The organism is Wolbachia endosymbiont of Drosophila willistoni, assembly GCF_040084705.1.
GTDB classification, from domain to species: domain Bacteria; phylum Pseudomonadota; class Alphaproteobacteria; order Rickettsiales; family Anaplasmataceae; genus Wolbachia; species Wolbachia pipientis.
Genome location: NZ_CP157591.1, coordinates 851,390 through 867,142, shown reverse-complemented (window position 1 = coordinate 867,142; position 15,753 = coordinate 851,390). Strand labels below are relative to the sequence as shown.

17 protein-coding genes and 1 tRNA gene are annotated in these 15,753 nt (G+C 35.6%); 16 read left to right on the top strand and 2 right to left on the bottom strand.

Going from position 1 to position 15,753, the window contains the following annotated elements:
- Positions 1-64: 64 nt before the first annotated feature.
- From ABL518_RS04390 to ABL518_RS04375, 4 genes are all read left to right on the top strand, one after another.
- A tRNA-Leu gene (locus ABL518_RS04390) sits at positions 65-147 on the top strand.
- Positions 148-171: 24 nt separating this feature from the next.
- On the top strand, positions 172-768 hold the full coding sequence (locus ABL518_RS04385; protein ID WP_010082527.1) for an RDD family protein: 597 nt from the start codon (positions 172-174) through the stop codon (positions 766-768).
- 810 nt (positions 769-1,578) lie between these two features.
- Positions 1,579-2,253, top strand: a complete 675-nt coding sequence (gene radC, locus ABL518_RS04380; RefSeq protein ID WP_348994401.1) for a RadC family protein — start codon at positions 1,579-1,581, stop codon at positions 2,251-2,253.
- Positions 2,254-2,530: 277 nt separating this feature from the next.
- Positions 2,531-2,821: a GIY-YIG nuclease family protein gene (locus ABL518_RS04375; protein WP_010082530.1), complete on the top strand. Its 291-nt coding sequence runs from the start codon at positions 2,531-2,533 to the stop codon at positions 2,819-2,821.
- Positions 2,822-3,145: 324 nt separating this feature from the next.
- Here ABL518_RS04375 and ABL518_RS04370 read toward each other — a convergent pair whose 3' ends face one another.
- Entirely contained in the window at positions 3,146-6,409 is a 3,264-nt protein-coding gene (locus ABL518_RS04370) for a UvrD-helicase domain-containing protein (RefSeq protein WP_095742674.1), read from the bottom strand.
- A gap of 81 nt (positions 6,410-6,490) precedes the next feature.
- Between ABL518_RS04370 and ABL518_RS04365 the strand changes: the two genes are divergently transcribed.
- The 12 genes from ABL518_RS04365 (at position 6,491) to ABL518_RS04310 (ending at position 14,331) form a co-directional block, all read left to right on the top strand.
- Positions 6,491-7,357: a 4-(cytidine 5'-diphospho)-2-C-methyl-D-erythritol kinase gene (locus ABL518_RS04365; protein ID WP_010082535.1), complete on the top strand. Its 867-nt coding sequence runs from the start codon at positions 6,491-6,493 to the stop codon at positions 7,355-7,357.
- Positions 7,358-7,360: 3 nt separating this feature from the next.
- Entirely contained in the window at positions 7,361-7,726 is a 366-nt protein-coding gene (locus tag ABL518_RS04360) for an Mth938-like domain-containing protein (RefSeq protein ID WP_010082536.1), read from the top strand.
- A 1-nt stretch (position 7,727) separates the two neighbouring features.
- Positions 7,728-8,528, top strand: coding sequence for a metal ABC transporter permease (locus ABL518_RS04355; RefSeq protein WP_010962536.1), 801 nt, complete (start codon positions 7,728-7,730; stop codon positions 8,526-8,528).
- Between the two features lie 131 nt (positions 8,529-8,659).
- Positions 8,660-8,839 (top strand): hypothetical protein, encoded by a 180-nt coding sequence (locus ABL518_RS04350; protein WP_010082539.1) that lies wholly within the window; start codon positions 8,660-8,662, stop codon positions 8,837-8,839.
- A 5-nt stretch (positions 8,840-8,844) separates the two neighbouring features.
- Positions 8,845-9,837, top strand: a complete 993-nt coding sequence (gene holA, locus ABL518_RS04345; RefSeq protein WP_010082540.1) for a DNA polymerase III subunit delta — start codon at positions 8,845-8,847, stop codon at positions 9,835-9,837.
- Positions 9,838-10,006: 169 nt separating this feature from the next.
- A complete protein-coding gene (locus ABL518_RS04340) occupies positions 10,007-11,053 on the top strand; it encodes a Fic family protein (RefSeq protein ID WP_010082541.1) in 1,047 nt (348 codons plus the stop codon).
- A 624-nt stretch (positions 11,054-11,677) separates the two neighbouring features.
- Positions 11,678-12,463, top strand: a complete 786-nt coding sequence (gene dapB / locus ABL518_RS04335; RefSeq protein WP_010962542.1) for a 4-hydroxy-tetrahydrodipicolinate reductase — start codon at positions 11,678-11,680, stop codon at positions 12,461-12,463.
- Entirely contained in the window at positions 12,460-13,218 is a 759-nt protein-coding gene (gene pstB / locus ABL518_RS04330) for a phosphate ABC transporter ATP-binding protein PstB (RefSeq protein ID WP_006280935.1), read from the top strand. The genes dapB and pstB overlap by 4 nt, the downstream gene beginning before the upstream one ends.
- A 78-nt stretch (positions 13,219-13,296) precedes the next feature.
- The gene (locus ABL518_RS04325; protein ID WP_010082069.1) at positions 13,297-13,590 is read left to right on the top strand and encodes a transposase; all 294 of its coding nucleotides are present in this window, start codon (positions 13,297-13,299) and stop codon (positions 13,588-13,590) included.
- Positions 13,575-14,009, top strand: coding sequence for an IS3 family transposase (locus ABL518_RS04320; protein ID WP_099606206.1), 435 nt, complete (start codon positions 13,575-13,577; stop codon positions 14,007-14,009). Before ABL518_RS04325 ends, ABL518_RS04320 begins: the two co-directional genes overlap by 16 nt.
- 3 nt (positions 14,010-14,012) lie before the next feature.
- Positions 14,013-14,174, top strand: coding sequence for a DDE-type integrase/transposase/recombinase (locus ABL518_RS04315; RefSeq protein ID WP_010082071.1), 162 nt, complete (start codon positions 14,013-14,015; stop codon positions 14,172-14,174).
- Positions 14,167-14,331 (top strand): IS3 family transposase, encoded by a 165-nt coding sequence (locus ABL518_RS04310; protein ID WP_010082072.1) that lies wholly within the window; start codon positions 14,167-14,169, stop codon positions 14,329-14,331. Before ABL518_RS04315 ends, ABL518_RS04310 begins: the two co-directional genes overlap by 8 nt.
- A 179-nt stretch (positions 14,332-14,510) precedes the next feature.
- Here the strand turns inward: ABL518_RS04310 and prfB are convergent.
- Positions 14,511-15,615 (bottom strand): peptide chain release factor 2 gene (gene prfB, locus ABL518_RS04305; RefSeq protein WP_141456981.1). Its coding sequence is split into 2 segments (ribosomal slippage): positions 14,511-15,539 and positions 15,541-15,615, totalling 1,104 coding nucleotides; the frame shifts between segments, so codons are not numbered across the junction.
- Positions 15,616-15,753: the final 138 nt, after the last annotated feature.

Here is a 15,753-nt window from a genome sequence, read left to right as displayed (position 1 = left end):
TTGAAAGATGTAAAGGCAAAAAAATTTGACTAATTCCGTGTTGCCTATAGCATTAAAACTTAATGCCCCTGTGGTGGAATGGTAGACACGGCAGACTCAAAATCTGTTGCTTGCAAAAGCATGCTGGTTCAAGTCCGGCCAGGGGCACGTTAAATATTGGAAAGTATATATATGTTACATAAATTTTTTAATCGTTTATTTTCTATTTTTTCTTCTATAAATGTTATTCAAAAGGTAAAGAAAGATGAAAATGGGATATGTTATGTAACGGGCCTCAGGCGCTATATATCAGTATTGCTTGATTTAATTATTATCGTTTTGTTCTTGCAGTTTTGCAGCCAAGCCTTTAATCAGCTCTTTACAAACTCAGAGGATAGCAAAATATTCAGCCAAGTTGCTGCAAAATCCCCAATACAAGTGCCACTTTCTATAGAAGAAAAGGCAATGCAGAGTAGACTTGTAAAATTAATGATTCTAAATCAAATAGTCCAGTTTATTATGCTCTTTTGCTATGTAATATATATGTGGGTAAAGTTTGCTACTACACCTGGAAAACTATTATTTGGGCTTAGAGTTGTGGATGCACAAACTTTCGAAAAGATGACCCTAAAACAAGCAACAAAGAGATTTTTTTCCTTTATATTGTCAGTTGCACCATTGTTCTTGGGCTTTTTATGGTCAAATTTCAACAAACGCTGTCAAACTTGGCACGATAAGATCGCAGGCACAGTGGTTGTCACGAGTAAAAGCCTTAGAAGGCAGAGCTAAAAACTACTTGACACCCTTCGCCAGCCCCTTTATCATGATAGTGAAGGTATTCAGTTATCTTCATCTGTGCAGATTAAACAGCAAGAAAACAACGTAGTTGGCGTCTTATTTTTAATTTTTTGCACTATGTGCACCTTATGTCTTCACAACATTTCTGGGTTTTTACCTATATAAGCTGAAACGCGCTTATAAGTCGTTTAAGACAGTATAGTACGCCAATTTGCAGGATTAGAGAGTGACAACTAGCTAACGCGGGGTTTCTTTTGCCTTTTTTTCTGCTTAGTAAATTTCTTAAACATTTAAACTAAGGTGAGTTGCGTTTAAAAGCAGCTAAATTGCAGTGTTTAAGATTTAAAAAACGCCAAATACTGAAAATAGACAATGACTAGGGCTTCTTTTGCCTTTTTTTTCATTTGGTAAATTTCTTAATGTTTGTAGCTAAACGACAACCGTCATCCCTGTAAAGATCAAGTATCCCGCTACTTGTTAGCGGGACCTAGAGATACCGCGAATGAATCGCGGTATGACGGTTCACGGTGGCATGACGGTTAAGTAATTCGTCATCCCGCTACTTGTTAGCGGGATCTCTTGTTAGCGGATGAGATACCGCGAATGAATCGCGGTATGAAGGTCTGCGGCGGTATGATGGTCTGCGGCGGTATGACGTAGAGCTCGCGTCAGCTACTTTCATGACACCATTTGCTGTCTTTAAAAATGAATGTTCTTACAATTGTGCGTCATGCGCTTTATTAAATATTTTACTTAAAAATCTAATTTCTTATTATACAAGAGATAAGCAATTCATTGATGATGAAAAATTACAAAAAGGGGCATAGAAAGCGCCTAAGAGAGAAAATTATTTTAGATAATGGACAATCATTACTTGATTATGAAGTTTTAGAGCACATTTTATATTCAGCATATAGTAGAATTGATGTAAAACCGGTGGCAAAGAGTTTGATAGAAAGTTTTGGCAGCTTAAATAAAGTTTTTAATGCTGACCTGGAAGCGCTGCAAAACGTTGATGATGTCAGCAATGCAGCGATATCTGCCATCTTTTGTGTAAAACAAGCCTTTGTTCGTTCTGCAAGAGAAGAAATAAAAAACCTGCCTGTAATCGATAACTGGGAAAAATTGCTTGATTATTTAAGAATAAGTATAGGAAGCCTCAATAAGGAAAATTTTCGTGTCATCTATATGAATAAAAAGTATCGTCTAATAGCGGAAGACTTGGAAAATATTGGTACAGTAGATCAAACTCCTCTTTATGTCAGAGAGATCATCAAGCGCGCACTTTTGATTGGTTCAACATCCATTGTAATATCTCACAATCATCCAAGCGGAGATACACAACCTTCAAATAGCGATATATCTCTCACTAGACAACTAGCAGAAGCTTGCCAAAGTATAGGAATAGAATTAATAGATCACATTATTATTACATTCAGTAGCTATTTTAGTTTCAAGGAAAATAGGTTGTTGTGAAAGCCTTTATAGCTACAGTAACTTAGATTTACCGACAATCGTCATTCCGCTACGTGTTAACGGCTAAGAGATACCGCGAATGAATCGCGGTATGACGTAGATTGCTGTCATCCCGCTGCTTGTTAGCGGCTGAGATACCGCCGCGGTATAGTAACTCGTCATCCCGCTACGTGTTAGCGGGATCTATCTGCGGCGGCATGACGGTAAGTTTTATTGTGGTATGATGGTGTAGTATAATGTTGGTAAACCTCAGTTACTTTAGCTATAAACGATTAAGATGAAGTTATCATATATCTATATACTTACAAATAAAGCTAATAGCACATTATATATTGGTGTAACTGCAAATTTGATCAAGAGGATTTGGGAACACAAAAACAAAATTGTTTCAGGTTTTACATCAAGATATAATGTAAATAAACTTGTATATTTTGAAGAGTTTGAAGATATAAGTTTAGCTATTGCAAGAGAAAGGCGCCTGAAAGAATGGCCAAGGCAGTGGAAAATTAATTTGATCAATCAAAAGAATCCTAGCTGGATTGACTTATATTACTTAGCTTTAAGATAGCTATGCTGAGATCCCGCTAACACGTAGCGGGATGACGAGAAAGGAGCAGCAGGATAACGGTTGAGTAATTCGTCATCCCGCTACTTGTTAGTGGCTGAGATACCGCGGCGGTATGACGGTTTGCGGTGGTATGACAGTTAAGTAATTCGTCATCCCGCTACTTGTTAGCGGGATCTATCCGCAGCGGTATGACGTAGGACTGCTGTCATTCCGCTACGTGTTAGCGGATGAGATACCGCGAATGAATCGCGGTATGACGGTCTGCGGCGGTATGACGGTTCGCGGTGGTATGACGTAGTAGCTATTTCTTGCAATCAAGTTTCGTTAAAAGTCAGATTGAATGGTTAAATCTTCCACCCAAATAACCACGCACTCTACTTGCTTGTTTGGATATATTTCTTGTACTAAGGTTTTATAGATTAACATCTGTTTTTTTATTTCATTTAATAAGGAAACAGAAACGTTACGGTGTGATTTGTAGTCAATTATGATTGCTTTATCTTGCGTTATGCATAGCCTATCTAGTCGTACTAATACTGACTTGCCATCAATTGTTCCACTCAGTGTAATCTCTGATTTGCCTTCCAAGTCAAACAAATAGCCATATTTTTCATTAAAGGCTAATATTTTACTGTAAATTTCATCCTTATCTTCGCTGATGTTATCAAGGTATTTTCTGACCCAATTTTTTCTCCTTTCTTTTTCTATCTTGGGCATATACTGCAATATGCTGTGAATAATCAGGCCTCTTGCATAACCATCTGTCATCCAAGTAGCTGACACTGGGATCCATTCTGCTCCTTCTTTTTCACTGGATTCCAGCGTCACGCGCTGGGATGACACCGAAGAGTGGGCTAAAGCTGGTGGAAGGGAAATGACCGGAACGTCAAAATAATCACGTTTTTTATAAATGTAAGGGTAGTTTGCATTCACGCATAATACTTCAACTTTTTCTTTAAATATTGGCTGTAAATCCCTTTGTTTCTTTTCATATGGCTCTCCGTACTTAGTGATTAGATCATACCAAGAGCCCTTTTGCACTGGCTCTTTACTTAAGATGTATAACTCATCTTCAGCACGCGTGAGTGCTACGTATAATAAACGCAAATATTCATTATAATCCTCTAGTTTTTTCTCTCTTTTTACTTGATCGCAATAAGCGTTGTTGTTTTTTCCACACCAAAATGGCACTTCTGTTCCATCAAAGATAATGCTTTCACTGTTTCTTGGCACTGTGTTTGTATCAACCAAAAATACTATGGGAGCTTGCAGACCTTTTGATTTGTGAATTGTCATTATTCGCACAGCATTGCGTTCTGATTGCATATCATTCTTAATCTCCGGATTATTCTCCTTGATCCATTGAACAAACGCTTGAAGAGATGGGTTTTCAAATTGCAACACGAGGTTCATAAATTCGTCTAGAACCTCAAAGTACTCAAGACCTAGCCTTGCAGCAAATTTCTTCTTACCTGTACGCAATATATGTGTAAATAGTGCAAGAGGAGACTCTATGCGAGATAAGTTAATGAGATAGTTTAATTCACTATAGATAACCACAGAATAATCCTGAATTCTTTCCCATAGTGAATGCTCTTTACGGTCGTATGCAATGTTAAATAAATCATCCTCGGTGAAATTAAATAGCGGTGATTTTAAAGCATTTGCAAGAGCTAAATCATTTGCCTGGAGGAGTAAAAATTCGGCCAAAGCTATTAAGTCCTGCACGGCTATATAGTCCATAATTCTAAAATAATCCCGGCCTACAACTGGCACGTTTGCTTTTTTAAGTTCGCTTATTATGTAATCAACTAATACGTTTCGTTGCCGTACCAAAATCATAATGTCTCTTGGCTCTATATGGCGATCTTTAGCGACTAAAATTCGCCCTTCATTTAACCAATTGTGAATTCTGTTGGCTATTGTTTGAGCAAGTAATCGGTCTGCTATTATATAATTTTCCCTGCATGTCAGAGGAATTTGTAAAGCTTGCTGTTCTTTCTCTTTGCGCCTTGGTAACGCTGGCCAAATTTCAATATATCCTTGGTCATTTTCTCTATGTGGAACATGTTTTATTTCATTATCATTAAAAGATATTTCTGCGCGGAAGTTATTAAATATTCTATCTACAAGCATCAAAACTTCTGGAGTTGAGCGAAATGACTTTTCAAGTTGGCATGATATCCAATCTCTACCACCAGTTTTCGTATGAAAGTATTGTTGCATATAGTTGAATAGATGGGGATTTGCTCCTTGAAATCTGTATATGGATTGTTTTACGTCACCAACAACAAATAAGGTTCGCTTTTCATCATTACCGGCAAAAAATTCATCGCAGAGATTTGTTATAATTTTCCACTGGCTGATGCTATTGTCTTGTGCCTCGTCAACAAGGATGTGATCTATTTTTTGATCCAAGTTAAACAATATCCAATCTTTATAATTTGGATTGCTAAGAAGATTTGTTGCTAAGTTGATTATATCATTGTAGTCAAGCAGTGCATTTTTTGATTTTTCACTATTATACAAATCAACATATACTTTAAATACACCAAGTAAGCTACTGGTTCTCTTGAATATTTGATAAGAGTTCATGTCTCTTATATGGGTAAATACTACATTCTGAACGCTCTCTATTATTTGCTCTGCATCTTTGAATTTCTCCAAAATACTTTTTGTTGCAATGGATGATATGCTCTTTTTTTCGTGCGATTCTGATTTTAAAAAGACCTTGGCTAGGTTTTCTACTTTAGTGTCATTCCAGCGCGTGACGCTGGTTCTTTTCTTCTGGATCCCAGCTGGGATGACAGTAGAATAAAGTATTTCACTATAACTCTGATCTCTTTTACTGCCTTCACTTAATATCTCGGCTAGTCTTTCCACGTGCTCAATTGTTTCACTCTGTAAGTCATGAATTTCATCTGGGGCGCTCAATTTATCTTTGATATATTTCGAATCATTTGCTGACGCTGATCTTTTTACACATAAAGTATAAAGCAAATCGCGTAGTTTATTTTCATCAATTTCAGTTGCAATAAGGTTGATATCATCCTGCACAGTTTCGTTATGAAGCACTTTATTGAATATGATGGAATGTAATTCTTTGCATTCGCTCAGCGTGCAATTTGGAGCAATGCCAGCTTCTATAGGAAAGCTGGAGATTGATTTGTAACAGAAAGCGTGTATGGTTTGTATAGTTAGACCAAGATTTTCCAGTTCAGAGAAAAGCCTTCTTGCTCTTGTTAAATAATCTTTATTTTTTCTGGATCCCAGTGTCACGCACTGGGATGACAAGTAGGGGTGCTGAGATCCCAGTGTCACGCACTGGGATGACATTGGAAAGAAATCTAGTTGTTCTAGATCTGCTGCCAACACACTATCTGAACATATTGCCCACTTACTGAGTATGCTGTGAATGCGATTCTCCATTTCGTTTGCTGCAGCATTGGTGAATGTTAAGCAAAGAATATTTCTTTTGTTTTCTAATAAAAGTCTCAATACTCTGTCTATTAAGATTTTTGTTTTGCCTGTACCAGCGGACGCATTTACCCACACAGAGAAATTAGGATTTATGGCATTTGATCTCATCAGAAGTGCGAGAACCTTATAAAAGTTGACTAGAATAGCATTATACATATAATGTAAAAATAGTGTTAGTGAAGATATATAATGAAAAGTTTTTGTGTAAAGGCGCCTGCAAAAATCAATCTTTTTTTGCATGTTGTAGACAAAAAAGAAACAGGGTATCACTTGATTGAAGGTTTATTTGTCTTTGCTAATCTCTCTAATTTTTTGGAAATAAAAGTAGGTGAGAAGGATTCTAGATACGATAACTCTACAGTTGAATTTATAAACTCCGAGTCTAAAATAAATAACCAATATAACACTGTAATGAAAGCGGTTAATCTGCTGCTTAGGCATGCTCCTGTACGCACTAAAGTCACTGTAAAGGTTGTAAAAAACATACCAATTGCTGCAGGACTTGGTAGCGGATCCTCAGATGCTGGAGCTGTGGTACGTACGCTAGGGAAGCTGTGGGAGATTGATAGGACGATTTTAAATGAAATAGCCTTAAACGTTGGTGCTGATGTTCCCGCAAGCGTAGATAGCAAGCCAGTTTTTGTTAGAGGTATTGGCGAAGAATTATGCCACATTAAAAAATTCTCTTTACCTACAAATGTGGTGCTTGTGAAACCGAAAAAAAGGTTTTTGAGTACACCAGAGGTATTTTCCAAACATGAAGGAAAATTTTCTGAGCCAATTAAATGGAGCGATGACGCTGAAAAGGATTTGTTGAAGTTTCTTAAAGAGACGAGAAACGATCTTCAAGAAATAGCAATAAGCTTTGTACCTGAAATTAAGGATGTGATATCAACACTTAAGTCACAAGAAGGCTCTATACTTTCTCGCATGTCAGGCAGTGGTGTATCATGCTTTGGAATATTCGATAGTGAGGAAAATGCAAAAGCTGCTGCAGTTAATATCGGAAAAAAGCAACCAGAATGGTGGGTATGCAACACTCAATTAATAGTTTGACTTATGGATATAACTCCCTTAATTTCCGAGAATAAAAATCTTATAAATGGTTACAGGGAAGGAAAATTTTTGGTAAACAATCAAGAATATTGCGGCTCAATTATAATTTTTCCTGAAAAGGTGATAAAATTGAAAGAAAGTGATATAAACAGCAAGGAGTATTTTGAATCTTTTTTAACAGAGGAAATAGAAATTTTGTTAATAGGTACTGGTAAAACACGCAATATACTAAGTTCTTCAGTGAAGTCCTATCTTATGGAACAAAAAGGTTTAAATTTTGAATTTATGACAACAGGTTCTGCATGCAGAACCCATAATATTCTGATATCCGAAGATAGATTTGTTGTCAGTTATCTAATAGCCATATAGCATGCTTACCCAGGACTTTTTCATCAACAGTCTAGTTGCAGTAGTTGTAATTAGCCTAGTAACAGGCGCTTTAGGATCGTTTATGATATGGCAAAGGTTATCTTATCTTGGTGATAGTTTGTCCCATTCTTCGTTGCTTGGTGTTGCACTTGCTTTAATCTTTAAGATTAGCCCATCGCTTAGCATAATGCTCATTGCAATTACATTTGCTATACTACTTTCTCTTAATTTTAACAGATTATATTCTGCTGATACGATATTGAACATTGTTACCAATGTAGTTTTATCATCGAGTTTAATACTTATGTCTTTTCTTCCATCTGGCAATAATAGTATTATTAGCTCACTGTTTGGTGATATATTAACGCTCGATCAAAGTGATATAGTATTGATTTTTTTAACCTCTGCAGTAGTTACTTTGATATTAATATTTAGATGGCGTTATTGGTTAATGATTTCAATTAATCAAGATTTAGCAGTAGTTGAAAAAATTAATGTTACCTTTGTTAGACTAGAATTTTTAATCACTCTTGCTATATTTATAGCAATTGCTGCCCAACTAATAGGAATATTACTCATTGCTGCATTTTTGCTAATACCAGCAGCATCTGCAAGGCTCATTTCGAAAACTCCAATGCAGATGATTATTGTTGCAACAGTTTTTTCTGTGATCTCTGGGATATCAGGTCTCATGTTATCTGCAAGTTTTGATTTGTTAACTGGACCTGCAATTATACTTGTTGCAGCGGTATATTTAATTATCGCTTATTTTATAAGGCTAGTATTAAGCAGGTTGGCTTAATTTTGATCTCGAATGTTAATAATTTTGTAATATACTCATTATAAAACATCACTATCTTAGCACAAAATAGTTTTTGCTATACTATTATTTATATGCTAATGATAAGTTGTTAATTTTATGGAGTAAGCAATATGAGCGAAGAAGGATTTTTTTCCAAATATATATCTCAACCTGTGAAAAAATTTTATAATTATATTACAGGAAAAACAGAAGAGTCAGATGATGTAGCAGGTGATGTGCATAATATTGCACAAGGAGACTCAGAGTCTTTGGATACTCATGTACAGTCAAATGAGAATGATATCATATAGATAGCATGAGGGTCACACCATCCAAAGTTAAAAAATTCCTAGAGAAACCTGATGCTTTACGTGGTGTGTTAATTCATGGAAGTGATAACAGTAGGGTTGATTTTTATGTACAAGAAATAATTGCTAATTTGGGTGAGTATTCAGTTCAGGTGATGGATTTTGCAATAGTGAATAAGTCACCCAGTTTACTGTTTTCTGAATTGGCAAACGCTTCGATGTTTACCAGCAAAAAATTAATTAAGCTGATAAATGTGAGTGGAGGTATATCCAAGGAGTTAAAAAATGTATTGGATTATAACGCAAGTGGTCATTATGTAATGATGGTAGCAAATGATCTTCCATATAATTCTGCGACTAAAAGTTATATGGAGAGTTCAAAAATTTTTGGTGTGATTGCTTGCTATAAGGACAGCAACAGCAATCTTTATGACATTATATCAAGTTACTTAAAACAAAATGATATAAAATGCACAAATGAGATAATCTACCATTTGCAATCTTACTTTAATCATAGCAAGCTGCCTATATGTTCAGAACTTGAGAAGTTAGTTTTATACTTAGGGGAGAGAAAAGACCTAAAACTTACTGATATAGAATTATGCTTTTCAACTTCCGGCAACGACTATGCTACACTTGATGATCTATGCTCTGCCATAGCAAGTAAAGATATGTCGCGTTTCATTAGAATTTCTGATGCATTGATATCGCAAGAAAATTTTTCACCGATAGCACTAATTCGCATTATATCAAATTATTTCCTACGCCTTGAAAACGTTTTGCTGTCAGTGCAAGGTGGAATGAGTGAGCAGGCTGCGATTGATCAGCTAAGCCCTCCATTGTTTTTTAAACAATTGCAGAGTTTTAAATCTCATTTGAAAAGTTTGCAACTTTCAGAACTTAAGAAGATCTTGGAAAAATTGATAAGCTTAGAAGTTACCTGTAAAAAAACTGATTTAGATCATAAAATGATTTTTCAACATGCACTGACAGGTAGCTGACTACTCGGATCCAGCCTTTCTTATAATTTCATCAAAATGTTGTATTTTAACATAAAATAGCTGCTTTTATGCCTACCAAAATTCATTCTTTAGTGTGTGTCTCATAAGTATTCTTTGCTAATAGGATATTTTCGAATATAATTGAATATAACTAGATAAAAATACAGATATGTTTGACATTTCAAAAATTGTAATAACACCTGAAATGTTAAAATTAGTTGCTGAAATTGATGAATTTAAAGGAGCATGGCAATTGTTTGGTAATTTAGCTCCAGAACGTTTACAAATGCTCAAGAAAATTGCAACAATTGAAAGTATTGGTTCTTCTACTCGTATTGAAGGGGCAAGATTATCAGACCGTGAAGTTGAGCAATTACTATCCAAACTTGATACACGCTCATTTCGTTCTCTAGATGAACGAGAAATAGCCGGATATGCGTATGTGTGTGAAGAAGTATTTCAAAACTTTAACAAGATGCCATTTACAGAAAACACTATAAAACAGTTTCACATCTGGCTTTTACAATTTTCATATAAAGATCAAAGGCACATGGGAGAATATAAAAAATTCCCCAATCATGTTGAAGCGTTTGATGAATCTGGAAAAAGCTTGGGCATAGTTTTTGAAACAGCTTCTCCATTTGAGACAGCAACACAAATGCAAGAACTTATTTATTGGACTAGCCAGCAATTAGAGGTGAAATCGTTACACCCTCTATTAATTATTGGCATTTTTATAGTTACTTTTTTAGCTATTCATCCCTTCCAGGATGGAAATGGCAGATTATCACGCATTCTCACAACTTTCTTGTTACTAAAGTTAGGGTATATCTATGTACCTTACAGTTCCCTTGAAAGTATAATTGAAAGTAATAAGGAGAGTTACTACTTAGCTTTGCGTCGTACTCAACAATCCTTGAAGACGAGCAGCTATGATTTTAATCCATGGCTTATATTCTTTTTAAGGTCACTACAAAAGCAAAAATTTCATCTTGAACAAAAGGTGTCACATGAAAAAGTGTTAAATCTCTATTTACCACCACTTTCTGCTAAAGTATTAGCACTACTCAGCAAACATGGACGTCTTACAATTAAGGATTTGGAAAATATTACTAAAGCAAACTGCAATACCTTAAAGAAGCACGTATCTAATCTCGTAAAGAGTAATCACATCACTCAGCATGGAAAAGGCAAAGCAACCTGGTATGTAATATAGAGCTCAATAGGATATGTATTCATTTTGAATTGTTAAATTATTCAGCTATAGAATATAGATCACAGCTGTACAAACATTGTAGTTTGAGCCCACTAGATCCCAGTGCCCTATTCTTGTCATCCCAGTGCCCAGACACTGGGATCTCATTTTACTTTATAATGATGTCATGAAAGTAGCTGACACTGGGATCCAGAAAACTTAATTTCAACCAAATAATAAAGGCTAGATCCCAGTGTCACGCACTGGGATGACAAAAAAAGGAGCACTGGAATGACAGTAGTCCTACGTCATACCGCGATTCATTCGCGGTATCTTTTAGCATAGATCCCGCTAACAAGTAGCGGGATGACGGTTGTCAGGGTGTCATCCCAGTGCCCAGACACTGGGATCCAGAAAAGTTTGCTTGTAAGCAAGCAAACTAGCATAGAAAAACGTTTTCGATGAGATTGCAGAAAGGCTAGATTCCAGACTGGAATGACATCGTTCACTATGTACCATATTGCAATAGTTGTGGTCAAGGCACTGGGATCTGAAATTGCAGTGTTCGTACAGCTATAGAATATAGATCAGAAGTGACAGAGCTTAAAAAAAGGCCTAACATTCTTAATAAACGTAAAAAGCTTTATGAAAATCAGAGTTGGAGTAATAGGCTGCTTAGGCAGAATGGGCAAAAAAATACTCAATGAATTAATTACAAATACCAAAGTGGAAATAGCAGGTGCTGTTGCCCGTTCAGGTAGTAAGTACATAGATTCAGATATTGGACCAATTATAGCCAATCTAGGAATTAAAGTTACAAGTTCTATTAGTGGCATATTTGAGTCATCTGACGTTGTAATAGATTTTACAACTAAAGAATGTATGTTAGACTGCCTTAAAGCAGCTGTAAAATTTAAAACACCGCTGGTTAGTGGCACAACTGGAATAGAAGGTGTCGATTTGAAAGAATATGCTGCTGAAGTTCCAATATTATGGTCAGCAAATATGAGTGTTGGGGTTAATGTGTTGCTGAAATTGGTAAAAAAAGCTGCTGAGCTTTTAGGTAATGAATATGACGTTGAGATTTGGGAAATGCATCATAACTTAAAAAAGGATTCACCATCTGGAACAGCTATAGAACTTGGCAAAACAATTGCTAACGCTTCAAAAGTGGATTTTCAGTCCAATCAATATTTACATAGTGGTTCAAACATAAGGAAAAAGGGGGGAATAGGTTTTGCAGTATCTCGTGGAGGTGGAGTAATAGGAGATCACAGCGTGATGTTTGTTAATTCTGATGAACGGATAGAACTAAACCACAAAGCAATTGATCGCACAACATTTGCTAGAGGAGCTGTTCAAGCAGCAGTATGGCTATACGAAAATAAAAGAGAAATTCCGGGGCTCTATTCAATGCAGGATGTGATATGAGCAATACACGTGCCTCTGTTAAAGATTTAAATCTCTGGTACGGCTCTAAGCAAGTTTTATTCGATATAAATTTGAATATTTATAAAAGAAAAGTTACTACTTTTATCGGACCATCCGGGTGCGGTAAATCAACATTTTTGCGTTGTTTTAATCGTATGAATGACTATGTACCAGGTTGCAAAACTGTTGGTGAATTAGATATCGATGGGCTGGGTGATATATATTCACGCGATATGGATGTTGTACTACTTAGAGCAAAAGTTGGTATGGTATTTCAAAAGCCAAATCCTTTTCCAAAATCAATATATGATAATGTTGCTTGTGGGCCAAAATTGCATGGTATGGCGAAGGATAAGCAAAAATTGAATGAGATGGTGGAAAATAGTTTAACCAAGGTTGGTTTATGGGAAGAATTGAAGGACAGATTGCAAGATAGCGCACTCAATTTATCCGGTGGCCAACAACAGAGGCTATGCATCGCTCGCGCAATTGCAGTGAAGCCAACTATTTTATTAATGGATGAACCGTGCTCTGCTCTTGATCCAATGGCAACCAATGCAATCGAAAATCTTATACAAGAGCTAAAATTAAGATTTACTATAATTATGGTGACTCATTCAATGAAGCAAGCTAAAAAGTTATCTGATAGTGTAATTTTCTTTCATAATGGCAGAATTGTTGAGTCTGGAAGCACTCAAGAAATATTCGAAAATGCTCAATCTCCCTTAACAAAGGAGTATATCCTGGATCATTAAATTTCTGACCTTACCCAGAAAAAGTGGAGAGAAAGAAAAGAGTTTTTTTGGGTAAAATAAAATTTTGGAGGATTAGAAATGGTAAGAGAATATACGGCAGAATTCAAATTGGAAGCTGTTAAGCTGGCAAATGAACAAAGAAAGGCAGGTCAAACAATTACAAAAATAGCAAGAGATTTAGGAATAAAGGGTGGTTTATTAGGAAAATGGATAAAGAAACACAACGAAAAAAAGTCGGCGGCAAATGCATTTCCAGATGTAGCACCTTATGACAAAGAGAGGTTTGATTTACAAAGCAAGAGTAACAAGGGAAAGAGACATTTAAAAAAAAGCCCTGGCCAGTCAAAAAGAGTAAAATATTTTTTTATATAGTAACTGCTATAAAGTACAGGAATTATGTAGGATTTTCTGCTAGTGGCTACTATAAGTGGACCACAAGAAAAATAAGCAGTAGAGAATCAGCAAATAAAGAGCTACTCGCAGCTATTCAAAAAATATATCAAGTTTCTAAATGTAGATATGGAGCTCCTAAAATTCATGCTGAATTGAAGGCTTTGGGTAAAAGTTGCAATTTGAAAACGGTGCAAAGTATTATGCAGAAAAATGACATCAGGGCTATACTGAGAAGAAAGTTTAAAATTAAAAAACAACAAACAGATAATAGAGCTGTAGCTCCCAATATACTAGATCAAAACTTTATTGTTGATCAACCAAATAAAGTATGGGATTACTTACATCAAAACCAAGGAGGGATGGCTATATTTGGCAGCAATAATTCTCACGTATGGTAGTTAATGAGTAGTGCAATAAATAAACAATTGGTTATGAACTCTTTATTAATGGCCATTAATAGGCGTAAACCTGTTAAAAATCTACTGCTGCACAGTGACCAAGGTTCACAATATACTGCGCAAGGGTATCAATATCTCTTAGCTGTAAAGAATATAGATGAGTAATAAAGGCTGTTGTTACGACAATTCTGTTGCAGAAAGCTTCTTTAGCTCATTGAAAAGAGAAATACTTATTGATACTTCACAACACTCTGCTCAACAAACTAGAACTGCAATATTTGAATACATAGAAATTTTTTATAACAAACAACGTCACTATTAACTATTGCATTCCAGAACAATTTGATGCATCATTCTTTTTGTAAAAAACATTCCACACTTTCTCTCCACTTTTTCTGGGTAAGGTCACTTTTCCACTGATCATATTTAATCGCCATAACTTTACTCCTACTTTAACAATATTTTAATTATCATATATTATGGCAAGAAAGTCAACCCTACCTAATTTTGCTTAGTAAGCACACTAACTATGAAACAATCTATATTACCATCAAAAACAGAATTTATATTGCCCACTTCATGTCCGGTTCTTAAATCCTTCACCATTTGATATGGATGCATAACGTACGATCTGATCTGATTGCCCCAGCCTATATCGCATTTTTTACCATATTCTTCAGCCATTTTCTGTTCTTTTTTTTCCAGTTCAATTTGGTATAAACGTCCTTTAAGTAATTTTAACGCCTCATCTTTATTTCTGTGTTGAGAACGACCATTTTGGCATTGAACTACAACACCAGTTGGAATATGCGTAATGCGTACCGCACTTTCAGTCTTGTTCACATGCTGACCGCCTGCTCCGGAAGCACGATAGGTGTCGATCTTTAGATCCTTTTCATCCACAGCAATATCAATTGAATCTTCTATCACTGGAGTTACTCCTACACTTGCAAAACTGGTATGACGTTTACCATTTGCATCAAATGGCGATATTCTAACCAGCCTGTGAATTCCACTTTCACTTTTTGCCCACCCATAAGCTTTTTCTCCAACGATTTTTATCATTGCAGACTTTATACCAACTGACTCTCCTTCTAATTTTTCTACAACTTCAACTTTAAAGTTGTGATAAATTTCTGCCCACCTTATATACATGCGCATCAGCATTTCAGCCCAATCATTGCTCTCGGTTCCGCCAGCTCCTGAGTGGATTTCTAAAAAGCAGTTATTATTATCTGCTTCACCAGTAAATAAGGACTCTGTTTCTTTATACTTGATTAATTTCTCTAGCTTAGCTAATTCATTTTCAACTTCAGAGAAAAATTCTTCATCATTTTCATCAATAGCAGACTTCATTAAGCTGATGGCATCGTTGTAATCGCTTTCCAGCTTTAAAAACGACTCTACGTCATTCTTAATTTTAGAACGTTCTTTTAAAACTTCTTGTGCTTTTTGGTTATCTTGCCATAGGTCATCATTCGACGCTTGGGAGTCAAGCTCTTCAAGACGCAACTTTAATTTTTCTATGTCAAAGACACCTCCTGATAAGAGAAATACTTTTATTTAAGCTTTGAAAGTGTTCAAGAATTTCTGGATAAGTTTTCATTATACTTTAGATTTTAATATATTTACTATCAATAACAATAACAGTAAACAAAATAGAAATTTAACCATATGATAGTTAATTTAAATAATTTCATTATACTTTAATGTTTAAGGAAATCAAGCGCGTATATTTATTAAA

Coding starts and splice junctions, on each gene's coding strand:
- pstB (WP_006280935.1), top strand. CDS start 12,460: ATGAGCAATACACGTGCCTCTGTTAAAGATTTAAATCTCTGGTACGGC.
- ABL518_RS04325 (WP_010082069.1), top strand. CDS start 13,297: ATGGTAAGAGAATATACGGCAGAATTCAAATTGGAAGCTGTTAAGCTG.
- ABL518_RS04365 (WP_010082535.1), top strand. CDS start 6,491: ATGAAAAGTTTTTGTGTAAAGGCGCCTGCAAAAATCAATCTTTTTTTG.
- ABL518_RS04375 (WP_010082530.1), top strand. CDS start 2,531: ATGAAGTTATCATATATCTATATACTTACAAATAAAGCTAATAGCACA.
- radC (WP_348994401.1), top strand. CDS start 1,579: ATGAAAAATTACAAAAAGGGGCATAGAAAGCGCCTAAGAGAGAAAATT.
- ABL518_RS04360 (WP_010082536.1), top strand. CDS start 7,361: ATGGATATAACTCCCTTAATTTCCGAGAATAAAAATCTTATAAATGGT.
- ABL518_RS04385 (WP_010082527.1), top strand. CDS start 172: ATGTTACATAAATTTTTTAATCGTTTATTTTCTATTTTTTCTTCTATA.
- holA (WP_010082540.1), top strand. CDS start 8,845: ATGAGGGTCACACCATCCAAAGTTAAAAAATTCCTAGAGAAACCTGAT.
- ABL518_RS04370 (WP_095742674.1), bottom strand. CDS start 6,409: ATGAGATCAAATGCCATAAATCCTAATTTCTCTGTGTGGGTAAATGCG.
- ABL518_RS04350 (WP_010082539.1), top strand. CDS start 8,660: ATGAGCGAAGAAGGATTTTTTTCCAAATATATATCTCAACCTGTGAAA.
- ABL518_RS04315 (WP_010082071.1), top strand. CDS start 14,013: ATGAGTAGTGCAATAAATAAACAATTGGTTATGAACTCTTTATTAATG.
- dapB (WP_010962542.1), top strand. CDS start 11,678: ATGAAAATCAGAGTTGGAGTAATAGGCTGCTTAGGCAGAATGGGCAAA.
- ABL518_RS04340 (WP_010082541.1), top strand. CDS start 10,007: ATGTTTGACATTTCAAAAATTGTAATAACACCTGAAATGTTAAAATTA.
- ABL518_RS04355 (WP_010962536.1), top strand. CDS start 7,728: ATGCTTACCCAGGACTTTTTCATCAACAGTCTAGTTGCAGTAGTTGTA.
- ABL518_RS04310 (WP_010082072.1), top strand. CDS start 14,167: ATGAGTAATAAAGGCTGTTGTTACGACAATTCTGTTGCAGAAAGCTTC.